Origin of the sequence: Permianibacter fluminis, assembly GCF_013179735.1 — a bacterium.
GTDB lineage: Bacteria > Pseudomonadota > Gammaproteobacteria > Enterobacterales > Permianibacteraceae > Permianibacter > Permianibacter fluminis.
Genome location: NZ_JABMEG010000001.1, coordinates 2,862,866 through 2,883,715, shown reverse-complemented (window position 1 = coordinate 2,883,715; position 20,850 = coordinate 2,862,866). Strand labels below are relative to the sequence as shown.

21 protein-coding genes and 1 pseudogene are annotated in these 20,850 nt (G+C 57.9%); 8 read left to right on the top strand and 14 right to left on the bottom strand.

Annotated elements, in window-relative coordinates:
• The first annotated feature begins 60 nt into the window (after positions 1-60).
• Positions 61-1,179: an SRPBCC family protein gene (locus tag HPT27_RS12495; protein WP_172243855.1), complete on the top strand. Its 1,119-nt coding sequence runs from the start codon at positions 61-63 to the stop codon at positions 1,177-1,179.
• 175 nt (positions 1,180-1,354) lie between these two features.
• On the opposite strand, the gene HPT27_RS12490 is transcribed toward HPT27_RS12495, so the two are convergent.
• The 3 genes from HPT27_RS12490 to HPT27_RS12480 all read right to left on the bottom strand — a co-directional run bounded on the left by HPT27_RS12490 (position 1,355) and on the right by HPT27_RS12480 (position 4,247).
• Positions 1,355-2,194 carry a hypothetical protein gene (locus HPT27_RS12490; protein ID WP_172243852.1) on the bottom strand — a complete coding sequence of 280 codons (840 nt, stop codon included), beginning with the start codon at positions 2,192-2,194 and terminating at the stop codon, positions 1,355-1,357.
• 267 nt (positions 2,195-2,461) lie between these two features.
• On the bottom strand, positions 2,462-3,613 hold the full coding sequence (locus HPT27_RS12485; protein WP_328820693.1) for a M14 family metallopeptidase: 1,152 nt from the start codon (positions 3,611-3,613) through the stop codon (positions 2,462-2,464).
• 316 nt (positions 3,614-3,929) lie between these two features.
• Positions 3,930-4,247 carry a DUF1653 domain-containing protein gene (locus HPT27_RS12480; protein WP_172243849.1) on the bottom strand — a complete coding sequence of 106 codons (318 nt, stop codon included), beginning with the start codon at positions 4,245-4,247 and terminating at the stop codon, positions 3,930-3,932.
• 258 nt (positions 4,248-4,505) lie between these two features.
• On the opposite strand from HPT27_RS12480, the gene HPT27_RS12475 reads away from it, so the two are divergent.
• Together HPT27_RS12475 and HPT27_RS12470 are read left to right on the top strand one after the other, a co-directional pair.
• Complete coding sequence (locus tag HPT27_RS12475) at positions 4,506-5,090, top strand: hypothetical protein (protein WP_211197942.1); 585 nt, start codon at positions 4,506-4,508, stop codon at positions 5,088-5,090.
• Between the two features lie 129 nt (positions 5,091-5,219).
• Complete coding sequence (locus HPT27_RS12470) at positions 5,220-6,167, top strand: tRNA-dihydrouridine synthase (RefSeq protein WP_172243846.1); 948 nt, start codon at positions 5,220-5,222, stop codon at positions 6,165-6,167.
• 200 nt (positions 6,168-6,367) lie between these two features.
• Here the strand turns inward: HPT27_RS12470 and fumC are convergent, their stop codons facing one another.
• The 9 genes and pseudogenes from fumC to lrp form a co-directional block, all read right to left on the bottom strand.
• Positions 6,368-7,747, bottom strand: a complete 1,380-nt coding sequence (fumC, locus tag HPT27_RS12465; RefSeq protein WP_211198051.1) for a class II fumarate hydratase — start codon at positions 7,745-7,747, stop codon at positions 6,368-6,370.
• Positions 7,748-7,887: 140 nt separating this feature from the next.
• Positions 7,888-8,565, bottom strand: a complete 678-nt coding sequence (trhA, locus tag HPT27_RS12460; RefSeq protein WP_172243843.1) for a PAQR family membrane homeostasis protein TrhA — start codon at positions 8,563-8,565, stop codon at positions 7,888-7,890.
• Positions 8,566-8,642: 77 nt separating this feature from the next.
• Complete coding sequence (locus HPT27_RS12455) at positions 8,643-8,933, bottom strand: hypothetical protein (protein ID WP_172243840.1); 291 nt, start codon at positions 8,931-8,933, stop codon at positions 8,643-8,645.
• A 105-nt stretch (positions 8,934-9,038) separates the two neighbouring features.
• On the bottom strand, positions 9,039-10,328 hold the full coding sequence (gene serS / locus HPT27_RS12450; RefSeq protein ID WP_172243837.1) for a serine--tRNA ligase: 1,290 nt from the start codon (positions 10,326-10,328) through the stop codon (positions 9,039-9,041).
• A gap of 145 nt (positions 10,329-10,473) precedes the next feature.
• Complete coding sequence (gene crcB / locus HPT27_RS12445) at positions 10,474-10,872, bottom strand: fluoride efflux transporter CrcB (RefSeq protein WP_172243834.1); 399 nt, start codon at positions 10,870-10,872, stop codon at positions 10,474-10,476.
• Positions 10,873-10,875: 3 nt separating this feature from the next.
• Positions 10,876-12,179: pseudogene (locus tag HPT27_RS12440) on the bottom strand (replication-associated recombination protein A); the annotation flags it as partial.
• Between the two features lie 94 nt (positions 12,180-12,273).
• On the bottom strand, positions 12,274-12,894 hold the full coding sequence (gene lolA / locus HPT27_RS12435) for an outer membrane lipoprotein chaperone LolA (RefSeq protein ID WP_172243830.1): 621 nt from the start codon (positions 12,892-12,894) through the stop codon (positions 12,274-12,276).
• Positions 12,895-12,968: 74 nt separating this feature from the next.
• Complete coding sequence (locus tag HPT27_RS12430; protein ID WP_268935744.1) at positions 12,969-15,401, bottom strand: DNA translocase FtsK; 2,433 nt, start codon at positions 15,399-15,401, stop codon at positions 12,969-12,971.
• A gap of 96 nt (positions 15,402-15,497) precedes the next feature.
• Positions 15,498-15,986, bottom strand: a complete 489-nt coding sequence (lrp, locus tag HPT27_RS12420) for a leucine-responsive transcriptional regulator Lrp (protein ID WP_172243828.1) — start codon at positions 15,984-15,986, stop codon at positions 15,498-15,500.
• Between the two features lie 228 nt (positions 15,987-16,214).
• Here lrp and ald point away from each other — a divergent pair, with 228 nt between their 5' ends.
• Positions 16,215-17,333, top strand: a complete 1,119-nt coding sequence (gene ald / locus HPT27_RS12415; RefSeq protein WP_172243826.1) for an alanine dehydrogenase — start codon at positions 16,215-16,217, stop codon at positions 17,331-17,333.
• Positions 17,334-17,343: 10 nt separating this feature from the next.
• Here ald and HPT27_RS19485 read toward each other — a convergent pair whose 3' ends face one another.
• Positions 17,344-17,472, bottom strand: a complete 129-nt coding sequence (locus HPT27_RS19485) for a hypothetical protein (protein WP_268935743.1) — start codon at positions 17,470-17,472, stop codon at positions 17,344-17,346.
• A gap of 10 nt (positions 17,473-17,482) precedes the next feature.
• Positions 17,483-17,806 (bottom strand): helix-hairpin-helix domain-containing protein, encoded by a 324-nt coding sequence (locus HPT27_RS12410; protein ID WP_172243824.1) that lies wholly within the window; start codon positions 17,804-17,806, stop codon positions 17,483-17,485.
• Positions 17,807-18,000: 194 nt separating this feature from the next.
• On the opposite strand from HPT27_RS12410, the gene trxB reads away from it, so the two are divergent.
• From trxB to infA, 4 genes are all read left to right on the top strand, one after another.
• Positions 18,001-18,954 (top strand): thioredoxin-disulfide reductase, encoded by a 954-nt coding sequence (gene trxB / locus HPT27_RS12405; RefSeq protein ID WP_172243822.1) that lies wholly within the window; start codon positions 18,001-18,003, stop codon positions 18,952-18,954.
• Positions 18,955-19,083: 129 nt separating this feature from the next.
• Entirely contained in the window at positions 19,084-19,806 is a 723-nt protein-coding gene (gene aat, locus HPT27_RS12400) for a leucyl/phenylalanyl-tRNA--protein transferase (protein ID WP_172243820.1), read from the top strand.
• A 39-nt stretch (positions 19,807-19,845) separates the two neighbouring features.
• Positions 19,846-20,562: an arginyltransferase gene (locus HPT27_RS12395; RefSeq protein WP_172243788.1), complete on the top strand. Its 717-nt coding sequence runs from the start codon at positions 19,846-19,848 to the stop codon at positions 20,560-20,562.
• A 69-nt stretch (positions 20,563-20,631) separates the two neighbouring features.
• A complete protein-coding gene (gene infA, locus HPT27_RS12390; protein WP_172243785.1) occupies positions 20,632-20,850 on the top strand; it encodes a translation initiation factor IF-1 in 219 nt (72 codons plus the stop codon).

The window sequence follows — 20,850 nt, the reverse complement described above, 5'->3', positions numbered from 1 at the left end:
CCGGCTGCCTATCTTCGGTCAACCGCCCGTCAGGGCAGCGCAAGGACGAAGAGCCAGCCGATGAAACACGACACCAGCCGCTTTCGTGGCCAATACCGCACCGCGATTCCGCCCCACTACAGTGCCTGGCTGCACGGTGGCTTCGTGTTGCTGTTCGGTGTGATCTGCATTGGGTTTCTGTGGAGCCGGGCCGAAAATGTCCGCGTCTGGGAATGGTTGGCGATCCCGCTTGGCCTGATTTTTCAGAACTGGGGCGAATACCAGGTCCACAAAAATCTGGGGCATCACAAGCGCCGGTTCAGCGCGCTGTTCTACAAGCGCCACACCGGCGATCACCACAGCTTCTTTGTGCAAGAGCAGATGCACTATGAGTACAGGCAAGACTGGCGGATCATTTTCTTTCCACCATGGTTGATCGTGGTGTTTGCGGTTGGCGTCTTTTGCGCCTGGTGGCTGCTGAGCACCATCAATAACAACGTCGCAGCCTTGTTCAGTGGCACCCTGCTGCTTGGCTATCTGGGTTATGAAATCATTCATGCCTGCGAACATTTACCCGCCCAGCACCCGCTGTCAAAACTGCCCTGGATACGGCAGATGCGCCGCCTGCATGCGCTGCATCACAACCGCGAGTTGATGCACAGTTGCAACTTCAACATCGTATTTCCACTCTGGGACTGGATCTATGGAACGCTGCACTGGTCAACCGAGACCCGACACGACGCGCGCGAGCAGGCAAACACCATGCAGCACCATATTGATATCCCGCGCTCACCTGAACAGGTATTGCGCTACGTTGGCACGCCCACACGCTGGCATGAATGGCACCCGTATAAGGTCACAGTGATTGGCCCTGCCGGATCGCTGCTGCCCGGTACGCATTTTGAGTACAGCAGCGAGCGCGCTGGCGATCTGAGCTGGGAAGTGGTGGATTATTTACCGGGCCAACTCTGGCAAGCGACGGCGCAGGGCAAACATGGCTTGGAATTACGGGTAACCTACAGCTGTGTCGGCACCGCGCGCGGCACCCGGTTTACCCGGAAGCTGGAGTATCGATTTGCTAGCGTGGTGGGACGCGTAGCGGATTGCTTGTTTGTCCGTAGACGGATTGAGCGGGATTCCGTTGCATTGCTAACGAAGCTTGGCAGCGTGGCGGAACAGATGATTCCGGTTTCGAATTAGTGTTTTCCCCTCCCCTGACAGGGGGAGGCTGGGTGGGGGCTTGCCGCTCCACAGGTTTGATAACTTTTATTGCAACGCCGCCGACTGGGTTGTCGAGTCTTGACAATATTCAGCACATTCGTACGAAGCCGCTACGCGGATTCGTACCTACAAGATCTACGCGTGACAAAGGTATCTATCGAGCTGGTGAGTCTATCTCTGCGTCTACTTCAGAAGCATGGTTCGCCGAGAGTAGAAGATCATAATCAGCATCGACCGGCAGTCCAGAATGTTGAAATTCGGCAGCATGCCAGTCTTCACACGACCCTTTATATGTTCTAACCGAACGTCTTCTATTTTTTTCAAATGAGATTACTGAAAAAATTCTAACTCCGCCTTTTTCATATACACCACAGTTATCTCCGGCGACCCGCCCAAGGTCCTCTAGCTGATAAATTTCCTTTCCTTTAACATCAAAAATAGCCGCATGCGACTCGCTGAACCCCTGCCCCATTCCTCCGCACACGCCAAGAACTGCATGCCTCGCGTCGAGTTTCGGATGAGGAATAAGAAAAAATCGCTCCAAACAATCCACTTTCCCTGAAGCTATTTCCAGATTCTTGCTATAGAGCTTTAGATAACCCTCCCTGAACCAGTACGGCTGACCACATCGAGCGAATCTTAGGGCGATCAACTGCTGGTTAGCTCGTCCTTCAGTTAATTTTCCAGATCGCATTTCCGCATGTGGTGAAAGAGGGTCTTCGGTATCGGCGCAGTCGTCATCACTTTTAGCATAATGCTTTTCACCAACGCTAATAAGCAATTCAGTGAGCCGCTCACTCTTTACTTCTAATGCAGGGTCAAACTTCGAATGGAATAGTTCTTCAAAATTCGCTATATAACTATCGACTTGCTCACCTTCAATGGAGAACTCATCTTCAGTTGATGGTCTTTCTGAATCAGAATCTCGTTCAATTTTTGAGCATGAAATTAGCGAAGTAAATATAAAAATGGAACCGGCTATAGGCCTCTTCAAAATCACGCTCCAAAAATAGCAACAGACAGCATTAGTTGAGAATTAATACCATTTAAGCTGATTGAATGAATAAAGCTTATACATTAACAATGTAATTAAATTCAGCCATTGAGTAATCGGCAGGTTGACCTTGCTACATGCAAGATCTCATGATCTCGATTGACGAAGAATAAATAAAAATGAATTGAAGCGCCAACAGGTAGCAACTGTTCTGAAAAGAAAAACCCCGGCTTTAGTCCGGGGTTTTTCTTTTCAGCGCGATACAACTCACCGCAACTGAGGCAAGATCATCAAAATCGGATTCAACACCGACGCGCCAAACACCCGGCTGCGTTCGCCACTCCAACCGACATCACCGTCCGGCAGGTTGGCGTTGTCCTTGAACGGCATTTCGATGGTGTAGGACAGGCATTTGAATTGTTGGCCGATCCAGGTGGTGGCGAGCGTCATGTTGGCCTGACCCGGAGCGTCTTTCTCGTAGCCGAACTTGTCCTGAAAGTCCGGGCTGACGGCGGCCCACGCTGCCTTGAAGGCGTCTTCCAGTTTTTTGTGGCGCTCGTCATAGGCCGGGATGCCTTCACAGCCGGCAACAAAGTTGTACGGCAAGCCTTCGTCACCGTGGGCATCGAGGAACAGATCGACGCCAGTTTCGAGCATCTTCTGCCGCACCAAGAACACTTCCGGGCTGCGTTCCATGGTTGGTGTTTGCCATTCACGGTTCAAGTTGGCGCCAACGGCATTGGTACGCAGGTTGCCCCGTGCGGAACCATCCGGGTTCATGTTTGGCACAATGTAAAACACGGCCTGATCGAGCAGCTGCCGGCTGACCGGCTCATCGAGGTTCAGCAGGCGCTCCAGAAACCCTTCGACGAACCATTCGGCCATGGTCTCGCCCGGGTGTTGACGTGCGGTCAGCCAGACTTTTTTCTTTTCCGCAAACGGGATATCGGATTCGGCGTTGGTGACTTCGAGCACGGTCATGTCGCGGCCGTCGATGGTCTGGCCGAGTTGAATCACGTCGACGTGTTCGTATTCGTTGGCAAAGCCAATCAAATCAAGATGGCGCTCCGAGGAATAGGGTTCGAAGTAAGCGAACCAGACGGTGTCGGCTTCCGGCAGAAAATGCACCACCATTTCTTTTTTGTCGTAATGGGTGGCAACGCGGAACCAGTCAACGCGGTTGTAGCTGGCGACCACGTTGTAATCATCCCAACCTTGCGGATAGGCAGAGGTGCTGGCGTTCAGAAACCGCATTTTGATCGCCTGACCTTTGCCACCGCTCAACTGAAAGTAAAACCACTGGGCAAATTCCGAGGCGTTGTCATGACGGATATTGAGTTGAATGTCTTTCGGATTGGCAAGGCTGACAACGTCAATGGCGCCGGCATCAAAAGCACAGTTGATGGACAGTTTGGTCACGGAATGCTCCACGTGGAGGGTGAACGGTCGGACCAGACGGCCCGGCGAAAGGCGCGCATTGTCGCATATTCGCGCGACCCGGTTGTATAGGTGCGGTCAGGTGAAAAATGGCGCATCGGACCAGTGGCGTGGCCAACAGCGGCGCTGACAGCGGTGCTTTTCCCCTCTCGCCCTTGACGGGAAAGAGCTGGAGAGAGGGTGAGCGTTGGGCGGTCCCTAAAGTCGGCAACTGCTCGGGCTGGGGGGCATGCTCCCCGCTTTCTCCCGTCAAGGGAGAGAGGCCAACAACCTTCCCTCGTATTGAAAACTCAGCGGCTCAACCCTCGATCGGGCTAAACCGCTGCACCTGCCGGCCGTCGACCTCGATCATTTCCTCAAACACCTTCTGGTAGCGAATCCATAAGCTGCCGTTGGGTGCGCGGTAAACCACCATCGGTTGCTTGTCGGCTTCGAAGCGGGCTTCGCAGATGAGTTCGTAAACCGGGCCTTTGTAATGGCGGTAACGGCGCGGCGGGTCAACCGCCAGCCCGGCGACAGTTGCAAGTAACTTGCTGGCGTCGGCAACGGACAGTGTGACGGTACCGCCCTCTTCGGCTTGGGCAACTGCGTGTTGGAGTCGGTCGATGGTGGTCATGGCTGGTCCGGTTTGCGTCTTTGGTGATGTAGTTCGGCGTAACGTAGGTCGGCACCTTAACGAGCGCCTCGCACTCATGCAAATGCCCAGGCTCAGACGGGCCGGCGATAACCTGCGCGCGGGACAGAGGTTGTATCTCTAAGCGCAAATTTGCCGGCCAGCCGGTGCTTACAATCCCACTCGCAATGACTGCAGCAGCGCTTTCGCAGGGCGAAGGCAAGCCAGTGGCCGGCTTGGCCATCGAACGGGAAATCTGTCATGAAACGACTCTATTTTCTGGTGCCGGATGTCGATACGGCGGCGCGCCTGGTCGATGAGCTGCGCGAAATCGGCACCAAGGACGCCGACATCGCCATGGTCGGCAAAGACCATCACGCCTTGGAAACGGCGCATCTGCATGAAGCGGGCACCTTCACCAACAGCGATTTTGGCCATGCCGTCGCCCGTGGCGTCGCATTGGGTGGCGGCACCGGTTTGCTGGCCGGCATCGCCGCTGTGACCTTTCCGCCGGCCGGCCTGGTGCTCGGTGGTGGTGCGATTCTCGGCATGGGCGCACTCGGTGCCGGTTTCGGTGCTTGGGCAAGCTCGCTCATTGGCATCTCGGTGCCAGAGCGCGGCGTCAAACGCTATGAAGAGGCCATAGACAACGGCAACCTGCTGATGCTGGTCGATGTCCCGCGCTGGCAAGCCGAGTCGGTATGCGCGGTTATCCGCAGCCATCATCCCGAGGTGGAAATCAGCGCCTACGACCGCAAGCTCAACACCACCGCAACGGTCGCTGCCCTGGCAATTGAAGATCACACCGACCTGCGCGACCACCGCGGCCCCCTGATGTTTCCGTGATCCCTTGATGTTTCCATGACCCCCGATGACGCTCCTCCCCGCCATGGGGAGGAGTTTTTCGATTTTGTTGCGGCGCCAGTAGTAGAATGCGCGCCCTCTCCCTATCCGCCCCGCTCAGGTCATCCCGCAATGCGCATTCTGCTCGCCCCGATGGAGGGCCTGCTCGATCACCTGCTGCGCGATGTCCTGACTCGCGTTGGCGGGGTTGATCTGTGCATTGCCGAATTTATCCGCGTCACCGACACCTTGCTGCCGCCGCGCAGCTTTTATCGCATTGTCCCGGAATTGCAAAACCACAGCCGCACCGTTGCCGACATTCCGGTGCGCCTGCAACTGCTCGGTTCCGATCCGGTTTGCATGGCTGAAAATGCCGCGCGCGCTGCCGAGCTCGGCGCCTGCGGAATTGATCTCAATTTTGGTTGCCCGGCGAAAACGGTGAACCGCCACCGCGGTGGCGCGGTGTTATTGAAAGAACCTGACACGCTGCTGGACATTGTTACCGCCGTGCGCGCGGCCGTGCCGGCGCAGATTCCGGTCACCGCCAAAATGCGCCTCGGTTACGACAGCAGCGAAAACGCGGTGATTTGTGCGCAGGCGCTCGCCGATGGTGGCGCCAGTGAACTGACTGTCCATGCCCGAACCAAAATGGACGGTTATCGGCCGCCGGCGTATTGGAACAAAATCTCGGAGATACGCACCGCGCTGACCATCCCGGTCATCGCCAATGGCGAAATCTGGACTGTGGAAGATTTTCACCGCGCCCGTGCCGAGTCCGGCTGCATCGATGTAATGCTCGGTCGCGGCATGGTTGCCAACCCGGCGCTGGCTTTGATGATCCGCGGCAGCGAACACGGCGTGGCTACCTGGCAATCGCTGCAGCCGCTGATTCACTATTTCTGGCAACAGCTCGCCATTCATATCGAACCGAAATACCACACCGGCCGTTTGAAACAATGGCTGAATTTTTTGCGTCGGATCTATCCGGAAGCCGAGGGTCTGTTCAACACCATTCGCACCAACAACGACTCAAAAGCCGTTGGCGAGATCTTGAAAGCGGAAAGTACGGCAGTAGCGTGAGTGCGGGTTTGCTAATAATCGTTTTGGTTGGCAGCGACGTGTATGGATAACGCGGGGCGGCAACTACCCCACCCTGACCCTCCCCTTCACAGGGGAGGGAACCGTTAGCTCCTCCCCCTGTGAAGGGGGAGGCTGGGAGGGGGTAATTGCCGCCCCGGTCCATCCGACAGTACCTGCACTTCCTTTTTTCCAGCAGAAATTTACGGCTTTACCATCTGTTCCGGTCGCATATGCTGATCAAACTGTGCTGCCGTCAGCAAGCCCAACTGAATGGCTGCCTCTTTCAAGGTAATGCCTTCGGCGTGCGCGGTCTTGGCAATGCGGGCAGCATTGTCGTAACCGACGATCGGATTCAATGCCGTTACCAGCATCAACGAATTGTTCAGATGCCGATTGATGGCCGCTCGATCGGGTTCGATGCCCATCGCGCAATGCTCGTTGAAGCTGTTCAGCGCATCCGCCAGCAACTGCGCTGATTCCAGAACGTTGTGCACAATCAGCGGTTTGAACACGTTCAATTCAAAGTGACCCTGACTGCCGGCAAAACCCACTGCGGCGTCGTTACCCATTACCTGCACCGCTACCATGGTCAGTGCCTCGGATTGGGTCGGGTTGACTTTGCCCGGCATGATCGAGCTGCCCGGCTCATTTTCCGGAATGTGGATTTCACCGATACCGCAACGCGGCCCGCTCGCGAGCAAACGAACATCATTGGCAATCTTGAATGCCGCTTGCGCCAGCAGTCGCAACGCACTGCTCGCCGCCACCATGGCTTCATGCCCCGCCAGCGCGGCAAATTTGTTTGGTGCGGTGACAAAAGGTTGTCCGGACAATGCGGCGATGTGCGCGGCAACCCGCTGCGCATATTCCGGATGGGTGTTGAGACCGGTGCCGACGGCACTGCCACCGAGAGCAAGCTCGTACAGCCCCGCCAAACTCTGCCGGACCTGCTGTTCGGCAAAACGCAGCTGGGCGACGTAGCCGGACAATTCCTGACCCAGTGTCAGCGGTGTTGCATCCATCAGATGGGTGCGGCCGATCTTGACCACATCGGCAAAGGCTTGGGATTTTTGCGCCAGCGTCGTGGCCAGCGCGTCAATCGCTGGTAACACGGCTTCGGTCAATGCCGACACCGCCGCCACATGCATGACGGTCGGAAAACTGTCATTGGAAGATTGCGACATGTTGACGTGATCATTCGGGTGAATCGGATTCTTGCTGCCGATCACGCCGCCACTCAAGGCAATCGCCCGATTGGCGATCACCTCGTTCGCATTCATGTTGCTTTGGGTACCGCTGCCGGTCTGCCAGACCACCAACGGAAAATGTTCATCAAGGGCGCCGCGAATGACCTCGTCGGCTGCGCGGACAATCCATTGGGTTTTGCCGGCATCGAGTTTGCCGAGATCCTGATTGGTCAGTGCCGCCGCTTTCTTGACAATGCCAAAGGCCTGAATTACCCGGCGGGGAAAGCGGTGGCCACCAATCCTGAAATTCTCCAACGAGCGCTGGGTTTGCGCGCCCCACAGTTTGTCGGCCGGCACCGCGATTTCGCCGTGACTGTCGGTTTCCATCCGCATGGTCGAGGTCATGGTCGTGCTCATCTCCTGCTCCTTATTGGTACTTGCTGCTCAAGGCGAGCATAGCGCAAGCCAAAAAGAAGGACCGTCACGCGGTCCTTTTCTGTATTGATTCACCATCAGCGCGGCGGCGAAAAAATTCAGCAAAGCGCAGCCAGCGTTTCCCGCGCACCCGGCACAACCGCCAGCAAAATCGCAAAGAAATGCAGCATGCTGCCGGCCAATACAAACAGATGCCAGATGGCGTGGTGATACGTCAACTTGCGCCAGACGTAAAACACCACGCCGCCGGTGTAAGCGATGCCGCCAGCCACCATCAGCCACAGTCCGAGCGACGAAATGCTCGCCATCAGTGGCTTGAACGCTGGCACAATGGACCAGCCCATCAGCAGATACACAATGACCGACGCTGTGCCGGATTTGCGCCCCAGCCATAGCCGACAAATGATGCCGATAACGGCAAGCGACCAGACAAAAGCAAACAGGCCCCAACCCCAGACACCTTGCAGCGTTACCAGACAGAACGGCGTATAGGTGCCGGCGATCAGAACGAAAATGAAAGAGTGATCGAGCGCGCGCAGCACCTCTTTGGCACGCGGCGAAGGAATGCTGTGATAAAGCGTCGATGCGGTGTAAAGCAGCACCAGCGAAGCACCAAACACGCTGACACCAATGACATGGCGAGCCTCGCCATAGGCACTGGCAAAGCCGGTCAGGATGGCAAGTGCGGCAATGGACAGCACAATGCCCAGACCGTGGGTGATCGCATTGGCGAGTTCCTCGGAGGAGGAATAACGCGCAACGGCTTCAGTCGTCATGTTGAAATCCTGAATGTCGGTAGTAAATCATGTGAGTGGTGCGGGTCCACTTGATACGCGGTCAATCAACACGCCGCCTACTCGTAACTGCCATCATCGCGGCGTTTCAATTCGATCACGCCCGTTGGCGCCTCAGCTGATGATGATGACGGGCCTGATGGTCCCGGTTGCCCCGGCTGTTTCACGGTCGGGCCCGGCCGACGGAAACCAAAAATTCGCATCAGAATGAACAGCAGCAGCAAGCCGCCGGTGACGGCAAGGGCAAAGACAAAACCCCACACCAGCAGGGCGATGCCGACAACAGCCAGCCCGATGTAGATCGCCAGCACCAGCAAACGGCTGGCCAGCAAACGCAGATTAGACAGCATGCAAGGGCGCGGCAGCGTCACCGCCGCCGCGTTCATGAAGGTAAAGCTTAGAGATGAGGTCCGACATCTGCATTTTCAATCCCTGCCCCGGCAAATTTTCCCGCTTCAGGCGTTCAGCACTTCAACGCCACGCATATACGGGCGCAGGATCTCAGGCACGCTGATGCTGCCATCGGCATTCTGATAGTTCTCCAGTACCGCAACCAGTGTGCGACCGACTGCCAGACCGGAGCCGTTCAGCGTGTGCACCAATTCGGGCTTGCCGGTTTCCGGATTGCGCCAGCGCGCCTGCATGCGACGGGCCTGGAAATCTTCAAAGTTGGAGCAGGACGAAATTTCCCGATACGTGTTCTGCGCCGGCAGCCAGACTTCCAAATCATAGGTTTTGGCCGAACCAAAACCGATATCGCCCGCGCACAGCGCCATCACCCGATACGGCAGACCAAGCAATTGCAAAATGCGTTCGGCGTTGCGGGTCAAGCCTTCCAGCGCTTCATACGAATCCTGCGGCCGGACAATCTGGACAATTTCGACCTTTTCAAATTGGTGCTGGCGAATCAGGCCACGGGTATCACGACCATACGAACCGGCTTCCGAACGGAAGCACGGTGTATGAGCGCAGAATTTCAACGGCAGTTGCTCGGCGGCGATGATCTCGTCGCGGACAAAATTGGTGACCGGCACTTCGGCCGTAGGAATCAAATAGAGCTGAACGTTGTCCTGGGTCGATCCGGATACCGCGAACAGGTCTTCCTTGAATTTCGGCAACTGGCCGGTACCGCGCAGTGAATCGGCATTGACCATGTACGGCACATACACTTCGGTATAGCCGTGTTCTTCGCTGTGAATGTCGAGCATGAACTGGATCAATGCCCGGTGCAGCCGGGCAATCTGGCCTTTCATGACAATAAACCGTGACGCCGTCAGCTTGGTTGCACAGGCGAAATCCAGACCGCCACCGATCTCGCCCAAGCTGACATGATCTTTCACCGGAAAATCAAAGCTGCGGACATCGCCCCAGCGGCGCACCTCGACGTTCTGTTCCGAATCACGGCCGTCCGGCACCGACTCGTGCAACAGATTCGGGATGCTGGCATGAAGGGCATCGATCTCGCCCTGCACTTTTTCCAGATCGGTTTTGGCCTGCTCCAGCTCATCTGCGTAACGGGCGACTTCGGCCATCAGCGGCGCCACATCTTCGCCTTTGGCTTTGGCCTGCCCGATGGCTTTCGAGCGCGTATTGCGCAAGTTCTGCAGTTCCTGGGTTTTGACCTGAACACTCTTGCGCTGCTCTTCCAGCGCCGTGATTTTGGCTACATCCAGAGCGTAACCGCGACGAGCCAGATTGGCGGCGGCTGTTTGCACGTCAGTGCGCAGGTATTTGGGATCGATCATCGCTTAAACCATTTGGGCAAGGCGCACCGTTGGCGCCGGTAACAAAAGCAAGCCGGCGCGCGGCGCGGCTTGCGAAAATTTTTGTGCAACTCTCACGCGGTCACGACCGGCAATATTTGCCACATCTCGAATAACGGAGCGGACCTTACGACAAAACGTCGCGAACCAGCCAAAAACCGAACGTCACCGCGAGCAGCGAACCGACGACATTGAGCCCGATGTTGACGGCAACCTTGCTCAGCGCTCCCGACTGCAGCAGTGTCAGCGTCTCTACCGAAAACGCCGAGAACGTGGTCAGCGCGCCCAGAAAACCCACCATCCAGAACAATCGGCCGGTTTCCGAGACCGCGCCGCGCATGACCCAGGCCAGCAAGGCTCCGGCTAAAAAACATCCCAGCAGATTGACCGCCAGGGTCGCCCATGGAAAGCGGTGGCCGATGTAATGCAGCGCCGTTACGTTGGCCAGATAGCGTAACAAAGCGCCCAGCACGGCACCAGCCGAAACGGCCAGCAAGGACAGCGGCGCAAAAGCGCTGGCCATCATGATTTGCCTCCTTTGCGGGCTTGCTCGTTCAATGCGCGCAACTTGAGCATTTTTTCCCGGATCTGGCCTTCGAGGCCACGTGAGGTCGGCTCATAGTAGAACTGCGGCCGCTTGCCCTCAGGGAAATAATTCTCGCCAGCGGCGAAGGCGCCCTCTTCGTCATGGGCATAACGGTATTGCTTGCCGTAGCCCAGCTCCTTCATCAGCTTGGTTGGCGCATTGCGCAGGTGTACCGGCACGTCCCGGCTGGTGTCATTGCTGACATCGTCACGGGCAGTGTTGTAGGCCATGTACACCGCATTGCTCTTGGCCGCACAGGCGAGATAAACAATGGCCTGGGCAACCGCCAGCTCGCCTTCCGGGCTACCGAGCCGCTCCTGTACATCCCAGGCATTGAGTGCCAATTGCAAGCCGCGGGGATCGGCATTGCCGATGTCTTCAACAGCCATCCGGACCACACGTCGGGCGATATACAGCGTGTCGCAGCCACCATCGAGCATGCGGCAATACCAGTACAGTGAGGCATCCGGATCGGAGCCGCGCACCGATTTGTGCAGCGCTGAGATCTGGTCATAAAACTGCTCGCCGCCTTTGTCAAAGCGGCGCAATTTGTTGCCAAGCAATTCGCGCAGCGTTTCTTCGCGGATGCTGCGCTTGCCATCGACCTCATCCGCCAAATCCACCAGCACGTCGAGCAGGTTCAGCAGTTTGCGGGCATCACCATCGGCCACCTCCACCAAACGCTCGCGGTAGACCTGCGGAAAATCGACTGCAATCTCGCCGAGGCCTCGCGCCTTGTCGGTCAGCGCGCGTTCCAGCACCTGCAGCAAATCTTCCGCCGTCAGTGATTTCAGGACATAGACTCGAGCCCGCGACAGCAGCGCCGAATTCAATTCAAAAGAAGGATTCTCGGTGGTGGCGCCAATAAAAATCAGCGTGCCGTTTTCGACATAGGGCAGAAAAGCGTCTTGCTGGCCCTTATTGAAGCGATGCACTTCATCGACGAACATCAGCGTGCGCCGGCCCATGGCCAGCCGCTGTTCGGCGCGGGCCACGGCTTCCCGAATGTCTTTGACGCCAGACAACACCGCCGAGAGATTTTCAAAATCGGCATTGGCCGTGGTGGCAATCATTTGCGCCAGAGTGGTTTTGCCGGTGCCGGGCGGACCCCAGAAAATCATCGAATGGACATGGCCTTGCTCCAACACCCGGCGCAGCGGTTTGCCTGGCCCCAGCAAGTGCGCTTGGCCGACATACTCGTCCAGGTTGCGTGGTCGCATGCGCGCGGCCAGCGGGGCGTGTTGCATGGGGTTCCCGTCGGTTTATTTCAGTGCTTTTTGTAGGAGCGACCTTGGTCACGATTTTTTGCGGTGAATCGCGACCAAGGTCGCTCCTACGGGATTACGGCTGCTTTTTCCGGTTGTCGATGACATCGACTTGCGCGCCGGGGACAAACTCAAAACTGCTGGCAGCCAGTGGCTGATTCAGTTTGATGCTGGAGAACACCACCAGCGTCTGGTTGCCGAGCGTATCGGCCAGTCGCAATTGGGTGAGCTGCTTGTTTTCAAAGACCAGCTGAATTTCTTCAAAATTGCCGCTGCTGTCTTTCGGCAACAGCTTGAACATGCCTACGCCGGTTTCTTCAATGACAAAGCTGTCGATCAATTGCTTGGGCGTGCTGGACAGCAGCAAAGCCGGCGTGGCGCCGAGGCCCTGCTCCAGGTCCTGCACCGTCGCACTTTCGATATCCGGTTCGTAGGCCCACATTTCCTTGCCGGTGCTGACCAGAATCTGCCGGAACGGAGTTTCAGTCTCCCAACGGAATTTGCCAGGACGCTGCAACTGGAATGTGCCGTGTGATTTCTCGCCCTTGGCATTGCGGCTGCCTTGCACGGTTTGCTCGTACTTGGCTGAGAAACTGTTCAGACTGCCGATCAGCATCGACAGCTTTTCGGTCGCGGTTTCTGCCAGCGCAATACTGGATCCGAACAAGGCCAAGGCGGCCAACGTGATGCGTTTCATTTCCTGCTCCAAACGAATAAGGTGCGCACGGCGCACCCTACAAAATTCACTGATTTCCCAGCGTTGTCTTTGCCCTAGACCGGTGGCGGCGCCAACACTTCGCGGTTGCCATTCGAGGCCATCGAACTGACCACACCAGCATTTTCCATGGCTTCAACCAGCCGCGCCGCCCGGTTATAACCAATCTTGAATTTGCGCTGCACCAGCGACACCGAGACCCGGCGCTGTTCAGTAATGAAACGAACGGCTTCGTCATAGAGCGCATCCGATTCACTGTCTTCACCACCGGCCCCGCTGTCGCCAACGCCATCGAGCCCGGTCAAGGACTCGCTGTCAGAGCCGCCCTTGGTGATGGTATCCAGATAATCCGGCGCACCACGACGGCGCCAATCCTGGACCACGCGATGCACTTCTTCATCGGCCACATAAGCACCATGAACACGGATCGGCACCGAAGTTCCCGGCGGCAGGTACAGCATGTCGCCCTGCCCCAGCAATTGCTCGGCGCCCTGCTGGTCGAGAATGGTCCGGGCATCGATACGCGATGACACCTGGAAAGCGATACGGGTCGGGATATTGGCCTTGATCAAACCGGTGATGACATCAACTGACGGACGCTGCGTTGCCAGGATCAAATGGATGCCGGCGGCTCGCGCTTTTTGCGCAATGCGGGCGATCAGTTCCTCCACCTTCTTGCCGACGATCATCATCATATCGGCGAGTTCGTCGATCACAACCACCACGGCCGGCAGATGCTCCAGCGCCGGTGCGGCCGCGTGCAGATTCAACTCCGGTTTCCAGAGTGGATCCAGAATCGGTTCGCCGGCCCTGTTGGCGTCCTCTACTTTGCGGTTGTAACCGGCCAGGTTACGCACGCCGAGCGCGGCCATCAATTTGTAACGGCGATCCATTTCAGCGACGCACCAGCGCAAGGCATTGGCGGCGTCTTTCATGTCGGTGACGACCGGGGTCAGCAAATGCGGGATGTCGGCGTATACCGACAGCTCCAGCATTTTCGGATCGATCATGATCATGCGCAGCTCATCCGGCCGGCTCTTGTAGAGCATGCTGAGCAGCATCGCGTTGAGGCCGACCGACTTGCCGGAACCGGTAGTACCGGCCACCAGCAGGTGCGGCATCTTGGCCAAATCGACCACCACCGGTTTGCCGGCGATGTCTTTGCCGAGCACCATCGATAGCGGCGATTTCGAATCATCGAACTCGCTGGAGGCAATGACCTCGCGCAGCCGAACTGTTTCACGCGATTCGTTCGGCACTTCCAAACCCACGGTGGATTTGCCCGGAATGACTTCAACCACCCGCACCGACACCACCGACATCGCCCGTGCCAAATCCTTTGCCAGATTGGTGACGCGGGAAACCTTGATCCCCGGCGCCAGATCCAGTTCGAACCGGGTGATCACCGGACCGGGGTGAACGGCCACGACTTGCGCATCGATACCGAAATCGCGCAGCTTGATCTCGACCAGACGCGACATCGCCTCCAGCGCGCTTTGCGAAACCTGACGTTTGCTGGCGGTAGGTTCCTCCAGCAAATTGACCGACGGCACGTCACCCGTTATTGGCTCTTCAAACAGCACTTGCTGCTTGGCTTTCTGCTGCTGTTTTTCCACCCGTGGCGCGACTTCCACTTTCGCCAGCGGCTGTTCAATCTTGACCGGTGCCCGCTCTTTCTGGCGCTCTTTGTCACGGCGCAGCGCTTCTTCGCGCACTTCGCGGGCGATTTGCGCGCCGCGCTGCTCTTCATAATTCAGATCAACAAAATCGGGGTCGGCCACTTTGCGTTCGGTCACCGGCAACGGTTGCCGGGAAGCACGGGCGCGTTGCCACAACACGGCAGTCAGGGTCAGGGTTTTCCGGCCAACGCTTTCCAGCAGAGCAAACCATGACAAGCCGGTGAACAAGGTCACGCCGATGACAAACAAGGTCAGCAGGACCAGCGTCGAGCCGGCGCCGCTGAGCGCATCGGCAAAGCCGCTGTCGACCGCGCGGCCGAGCACGCCACCGGAGAGATAACTCGGTTGATCACTCGGATCACTGAAATGGCGCGCCGACAAACCGGCCGCGCCAAGCAGCAGCAGGACAATGCCGCCGAGCTTGGTCCACCAGTAAGCTTTCGGCAGCGGTTCATCGCGATGCCGGAACGCCACCCAGCACGCAAAACCCATGGCAAACGGCAGCAGCCACGCCGGGTAACCGAGCAGGAACTGACTGACATCGGCAAACCAGGCACCGACCGGCCCCACCAGATTGTGGGTCTCGCCTTCGCTGCTGTAATAGCTCCAGGCGCCATCGTTACGGTTGTAGCTGAGTAGGGCCAGCAGCAACAGAACGGACACCAGCATCAGTGCGAGGATGGCGCCTTCACGCAGCCGGGCCTTGACCGCTGGCGGCAGACTTTTTGACGACAGGCCCCCGGACGTGGCAGCGCTGGCCGCGCTGTTGTCGCTGCTCTTCTTGACCTTTTTGGGTGTTGCCTGCGCCATAAGAAACTGTCTCAAGTGTTTGCGCTATTGTACTGATAGCAAATGAAAAATTCCCACCTAATTGCTCACTCTGCCAGACCTTGCAGCAGCGGATACTCAGTCCGCAACCGCCAGACTCATGGTCTCCTTGACCTCCTCCATCACCGCATAGCTGCGTGAGCCGGAAACCCCGGGCAGGGTCAGCAAGGTTTCGCCCAGCAATTGCCGGTAGGCCACCATGTCGGCAACCCGGGCCTTGATCAGGTAATCAAAGTCGCCTGAGACCAGATGGCATTCCATGACCTGTGGCAGCGCGACGACCGCGGTTTTGAAGGCATCGAACACGTCGGCCGAGGTCCGCACCAGCCGGATTTCGACAAAGACCAGCAAGCCCGCGGCCAGCTTGGCCGGATTCAGGTGGGCATGGTAACCGCTGATATAGCCCTCTTCCTCGAGCTTTTTTACCCGCTCAAGACAGGGCGTCGGCGACAGCCCGACCCGCTTGGCCAGCTCGACGTTGGCCAGCCGGCCATCGCGCTGAAGCTCACGCAGGATCTTGCGATCGATCCTATCTAATTGATAAATCTGGATTTTTCGTGCACGCACAGGATTTTATGCTGCCTTTTGACAATGACTTGGTGAAAACTCCGGCTTATGAGCAATATTAGGGAATAAATCTGCTGATTGCTAACTAAAATAGCGAAAAATTTTGTGCGCCGATTTCATGACAGTGAATTCGCCGCGCGCTGAATCTGGACGCTGCTTTCGGGTCTGCCGTTTTGCCCCGGCCGGTGTCACACCCCAAACCCGCCTTTTGCTTCGAGGAGAGAGTTCATGTTGATCGGTGTACCCAAGGAAATTAAGAACCACGAATACCGCGTCGGCATGGTCCCGGCCTCGGTCCGCGAGCTGGTCAGCCAAGGCCACAACGTCGTGGTTGAACACAATGCCGGTATCGGCATTGGCTTCACGGACGCCGATTACGAAGCCGCTGGCGCCAAAGTGCTGGCGACTGCCGACGAGGTGTTTGCCAAGGCCGAGATGATCGTCAAGGTCAAAGAGCCGCAAGCGGTTGAGCGCGCCCGTCTGCGTGAAGGCCAGATCCTGTTTACCTACCTGCATCTGGCGCCGGACCTGGAGCAAACCCAGGACCTGATCAAATCGAAAGCCACCTGCATCGCTTACGAAACTGTCACCTCCGCTACCGGCGGTCTGCCGCTGCTGGCGCCGATGTCGGAAGTTGCCGGTCGCATGTCGATTCAAGCCGGTGCCACCGCGCTGCAAAAAGCCAATGGCGGCCGCGGCATTCTGCTCGGCGGCGTTCCGGGCGTTGAGCACGGCAAGGTCGTGATCCTTGGCGGCGGTGTGGTCGGTGCGAACGCGGCGTTGATGGCCGTTGGTATCGGCGCGCAAGTCGTTGTGCTGGATCGCAACGTCGACGTGCTGCGTCGCCTCGTTGCCCAGTTCGGCACCCGCATCGAAACCGTGTTCTCGAGCGTTGATGCGGTCGAGCGTCATGTACTGGATGCGGATCTGGTGATCGGTGGCGTTTTGATCCCGGGCGCAGCAGCGCCGAAGCTGGTTACCGCGGCCATGGTCAAGCGCATGAAGCCGGGTTCGGCTGTCGTTGACGTTGCCATCGACCAAGGCGGCTGCTTCGAAACCGCGCACGCGACCACGCATGCTGACCCGACCTACATCGTTGATGACGTCGTTCACTACTGCGTCGCCAACATGCCGGGCGCCGTGCCGCGCACCTCGACCTTTGCACTGAACAACGCCACGTTGCCATTCATCATCGAGCTGGCCAACAAGGGCGCCAAGAAAGCACTGGCCGACAACGTTCACCTGCGCAACGGCCTGAACGTTCACGCTGGCAAGGTGACCTACAAGCCGGTCGCCGAAGGCTTCAAGATGGAATACGTGCCGGCGGAAAAAGCGCTCGGTCTGTAAGCCGTTTGCATCAAACAAAAAGCCCGGCGATTGCCGGGCTTTTTGTTGTCTTTTTTTCGTCGATGGATGGCGTAGCTGAGGGAGGACCTGCGGTTTGTTTGTCTGCAATTTGCGAATCGGCAGTTTGTGGATCGGCCATTGGCAGATTTTCAACGCGCACGTTTTGTTTTCGGCCGCGTCGACGACGCGCCAGCCTGCATCATCGCCTTGCGCTCCTCGGTGTAATGCCACCAGGGATGGGGCGGCGCCCCTTCCATGAACCGAACCGCCGACATGAAGGTATCCAGCACGCAAGGGTCATGGCGCACGCCGGTACGCCGGCACAGCTCGTCATACAGCGCCACCGGATTGCGACCGACCAGCTCGGCCGGTGTGCTGACACCGCACAGCCGCAAGTCCTCAGCCAGCGACGGACCGATATTGGGAATCTGTTCCAGCGCTATCGCCTCGGTACTGACTTTCACTTTCTTCATGCGCGGCTTCACCCGGTACGATTGGTCAAGGAATAGGCAATTCTAACGCCGGCCAGCCCGGCCATCATCACCCGCCTCTATGGCTGGCATTGATCCGGCCCGGCACGTCGGCGCTTGAATTCGCGTAGAATGCCGCCAACTTTCTGCAGTTGCTGAATCCCGGGATTCAGCCAAACCCGTCTCAAGGAAACACGATGAACCGCAAGCACAGCCGTCTGCTGATTCTGGGCTCCGGCCCGGCCGGTTACTCCGCCGCCGTCTACGCCGCGCGCGCCAACCTCAAGCCAGTCATCATCACCGGCATGCAGCAAGGCGGCCAGCTGATGACCACCACCGAAGTCGACAACTGGCCCGGTGACGCGCATGGTTTGCAAGGTCCGGATCTGATGCAGCGCATGCAAGCCCATGCCGAGCGCTTTGGCACCGAGATCGTGTTCGATCATATTCACACCGTCAAATTTGATGTGCGCCCGTTTGTGCTGATCGGTGACAGCGCCGAATACACCTGCGACGCCCTGATCATCGCCACCGGAGCTTCGGCGCAATACCTCGGCCTGCCGTCGGAAGAAGCATTCATGGGCAAAGGCGTGTCAGGCTGCGCCACCTGCGATGGTTTCTTCTACAAGAATCAGGTGGTCAGCGTGATTGGCGGTGGCAACACTGCTGTCGAAGAAGCGCTGTACCTGTCGAACATCGCCTCGCATGTGCACGTGATTCACCGCCGCGACAAGTTCAAGTCGGAAAAGATCCTGCAAGACCATATTTTCGAGAAGCAGAAAGCCGGCAAGATCACCATCCACTGGAACCACACTCTGGATGAAGTGCTCGGCGATCAAAGCGGCGTCACCGGTATTCGCATCAAGAGCACCACCGACGGCGCCACCAAGAATCTGGATCTGGCCGGATGCTTCATCGCTATCGGTCACAAACCGAACACCGACATCTTCGCCGGTCAGCTGGAAATGAAAGACGGTTACATCATCGTCAAGAGCGGTACTCAAGGCAACGCGACCGCCACCAGCGTGCCGGGCGTATTCGCCGCCGGCGATGTCGCCGACCATATTTACCGGCAGGCCATCACCTCGGCCGGTACCGGCTGTATGGCGGCGCTGGATGCCGAGAAATATCTGGATGCACTGGCAAAGTAAGAAAATAAAGGGCCCTCACCGGGCCCTTTATTTTCTCTGCAATGTTATGAATAGTGAGCTGAATCCGTTCAACCCTCTTTTTTTGCCAACGCCAGCGTCGTCATTCACAACGACAGGTCATTGCATTAGATGCGCATTACGGTTCTTAAATCAGATTCGCCGTTACCATCGCCGGAGCGCGCGCTGAAGGACCCCAACGGCCTGCTCGCCATCGGCGGCGATTTGTCGGTCGAGCGACTGACCGAAGCCTATCGCAATGGCATCTTCCCGTGGTTTTCCGAAGGCGATCCGATTCTGTGGTGGTCGCCGGATCCGCGCGCAGTGTTCAAACTTGCAACGCTGCAGCCGCCCGCCTCGCTGCGCAAATTTCTGCGCCGTGCAAATTGGCAGATCACGCTGGATACTGCCTTTGCCGAGGTGATCACTGCCTGCGCGACAGCCCCGCGGCCGGGTCAGGGCGGCACCTGGATCACGGATGACATGATCGCGGCTTATATCCAACTGCATCGCGCCGGTATCGCTCACAGTATCGAGGTCTGGGCCGGTGCGTCGGACAGCCGGGAATTGGTTGGCGGTTTGTACGGCATCGCGATGGGCCGGCTGTTTTTCGGTGAGTCGATGTTCAGTGGCCGCAGCAATGGCTCGAAAGTCGCGCTGTTCGCACTGGCCGCACACCTGAAAGCGCACGGCTACGTGCTGCTGGATTCGCAAGTGCCCAACGCCCATACCCGCTCACTTGGCGCGGACACCATGGCGCGATCGGAATTCTTGCGCCTGCTGCGCGACTACATCGATCAGCCGCCGAGTGGCGAGCCTTGGTTGGCGGGCCCGCTGGCGCTGTCGCTCGGTTAGCGCGCTGACTACACTGCGCACAGGCCCGAGAATCTGACCATGACCGCCCCTGCCAGCTTGCGCATACCGCTGTTCCTGACCCCGGAGCTGCCCTGCAACTACCTGCCGGACCGGCTGGCCCGGACGGCTTTCGTCGGCTCAGAAGTGCCCATGAGCGCCGAGCTTTATGCGGCACTGATGCGGCAAGGCTTTCGGCGCAGCGGCAGCCATGTCTACCGGCCGCATTGTGCCGGCTGTCAGGCCTGCATCCCGGTCCGGATCCCGGTCGCCGATTTCCGGCCCAGCCGCAGCCAGCGCCGCAATCTGGCCCAGAATGCCGATTTGGCGGTCGGCTGGGAGCGGCCGGCACTGGCCGAGGACCATTACCAGCTCTATGAACGCTACATCAGCCAGCGCCATGCCGACGGCGAGATGTATCCACCCAGCCGCGACCAGGCCGAGCAGTTTCTGCTGGCCGACTGGTCGGCAACCCGCTTGCTGACGCTGCGCCACGACCAGCAACTGCTGGCAGTGCTGGTTGCCGACGTCGCCGATGACGGGCTGTCGGCGGTCTATTCCTTCTTTGCCCCCGAGCAGACCCGGCGCGGGCTGGGGGTTCGGGCGGTGCTGGCGCTGATCGAAAGAGCCCGTTCAGCTGGCCTGCCCTATGTCTACCTTGGCTATTACATAGCCGATTGCCGCAAGATGAATTACAAAGCCGACTATCAGCCGCAACAGCATTTCCGCGATGGCGAGTGGCAAACGGTCCGGGATTGAATTGCTGGTTTTACAAGCAGACCGCTTTCGGGCATCATAGCGCCCCTCTGAAAGCTGCCCAGATAGAGCATGGCTCGCGAAGATTCCATAGAAATGCAGGGTGTGGTGCTGGAAACCCTGCCAAACACGATGTTCCGCGTGAAGCTGGAAAACGGTCACGTGATCACCGCCCATATCTCCGGCAAGATGCGCAAGAACTATATCCGCATTCTGACCGGCGACGACGTCACTGTTGAAATGACGCCGTATGACTTGACCAAAGGCCGGATCATTTTTCGCGCACGCTAA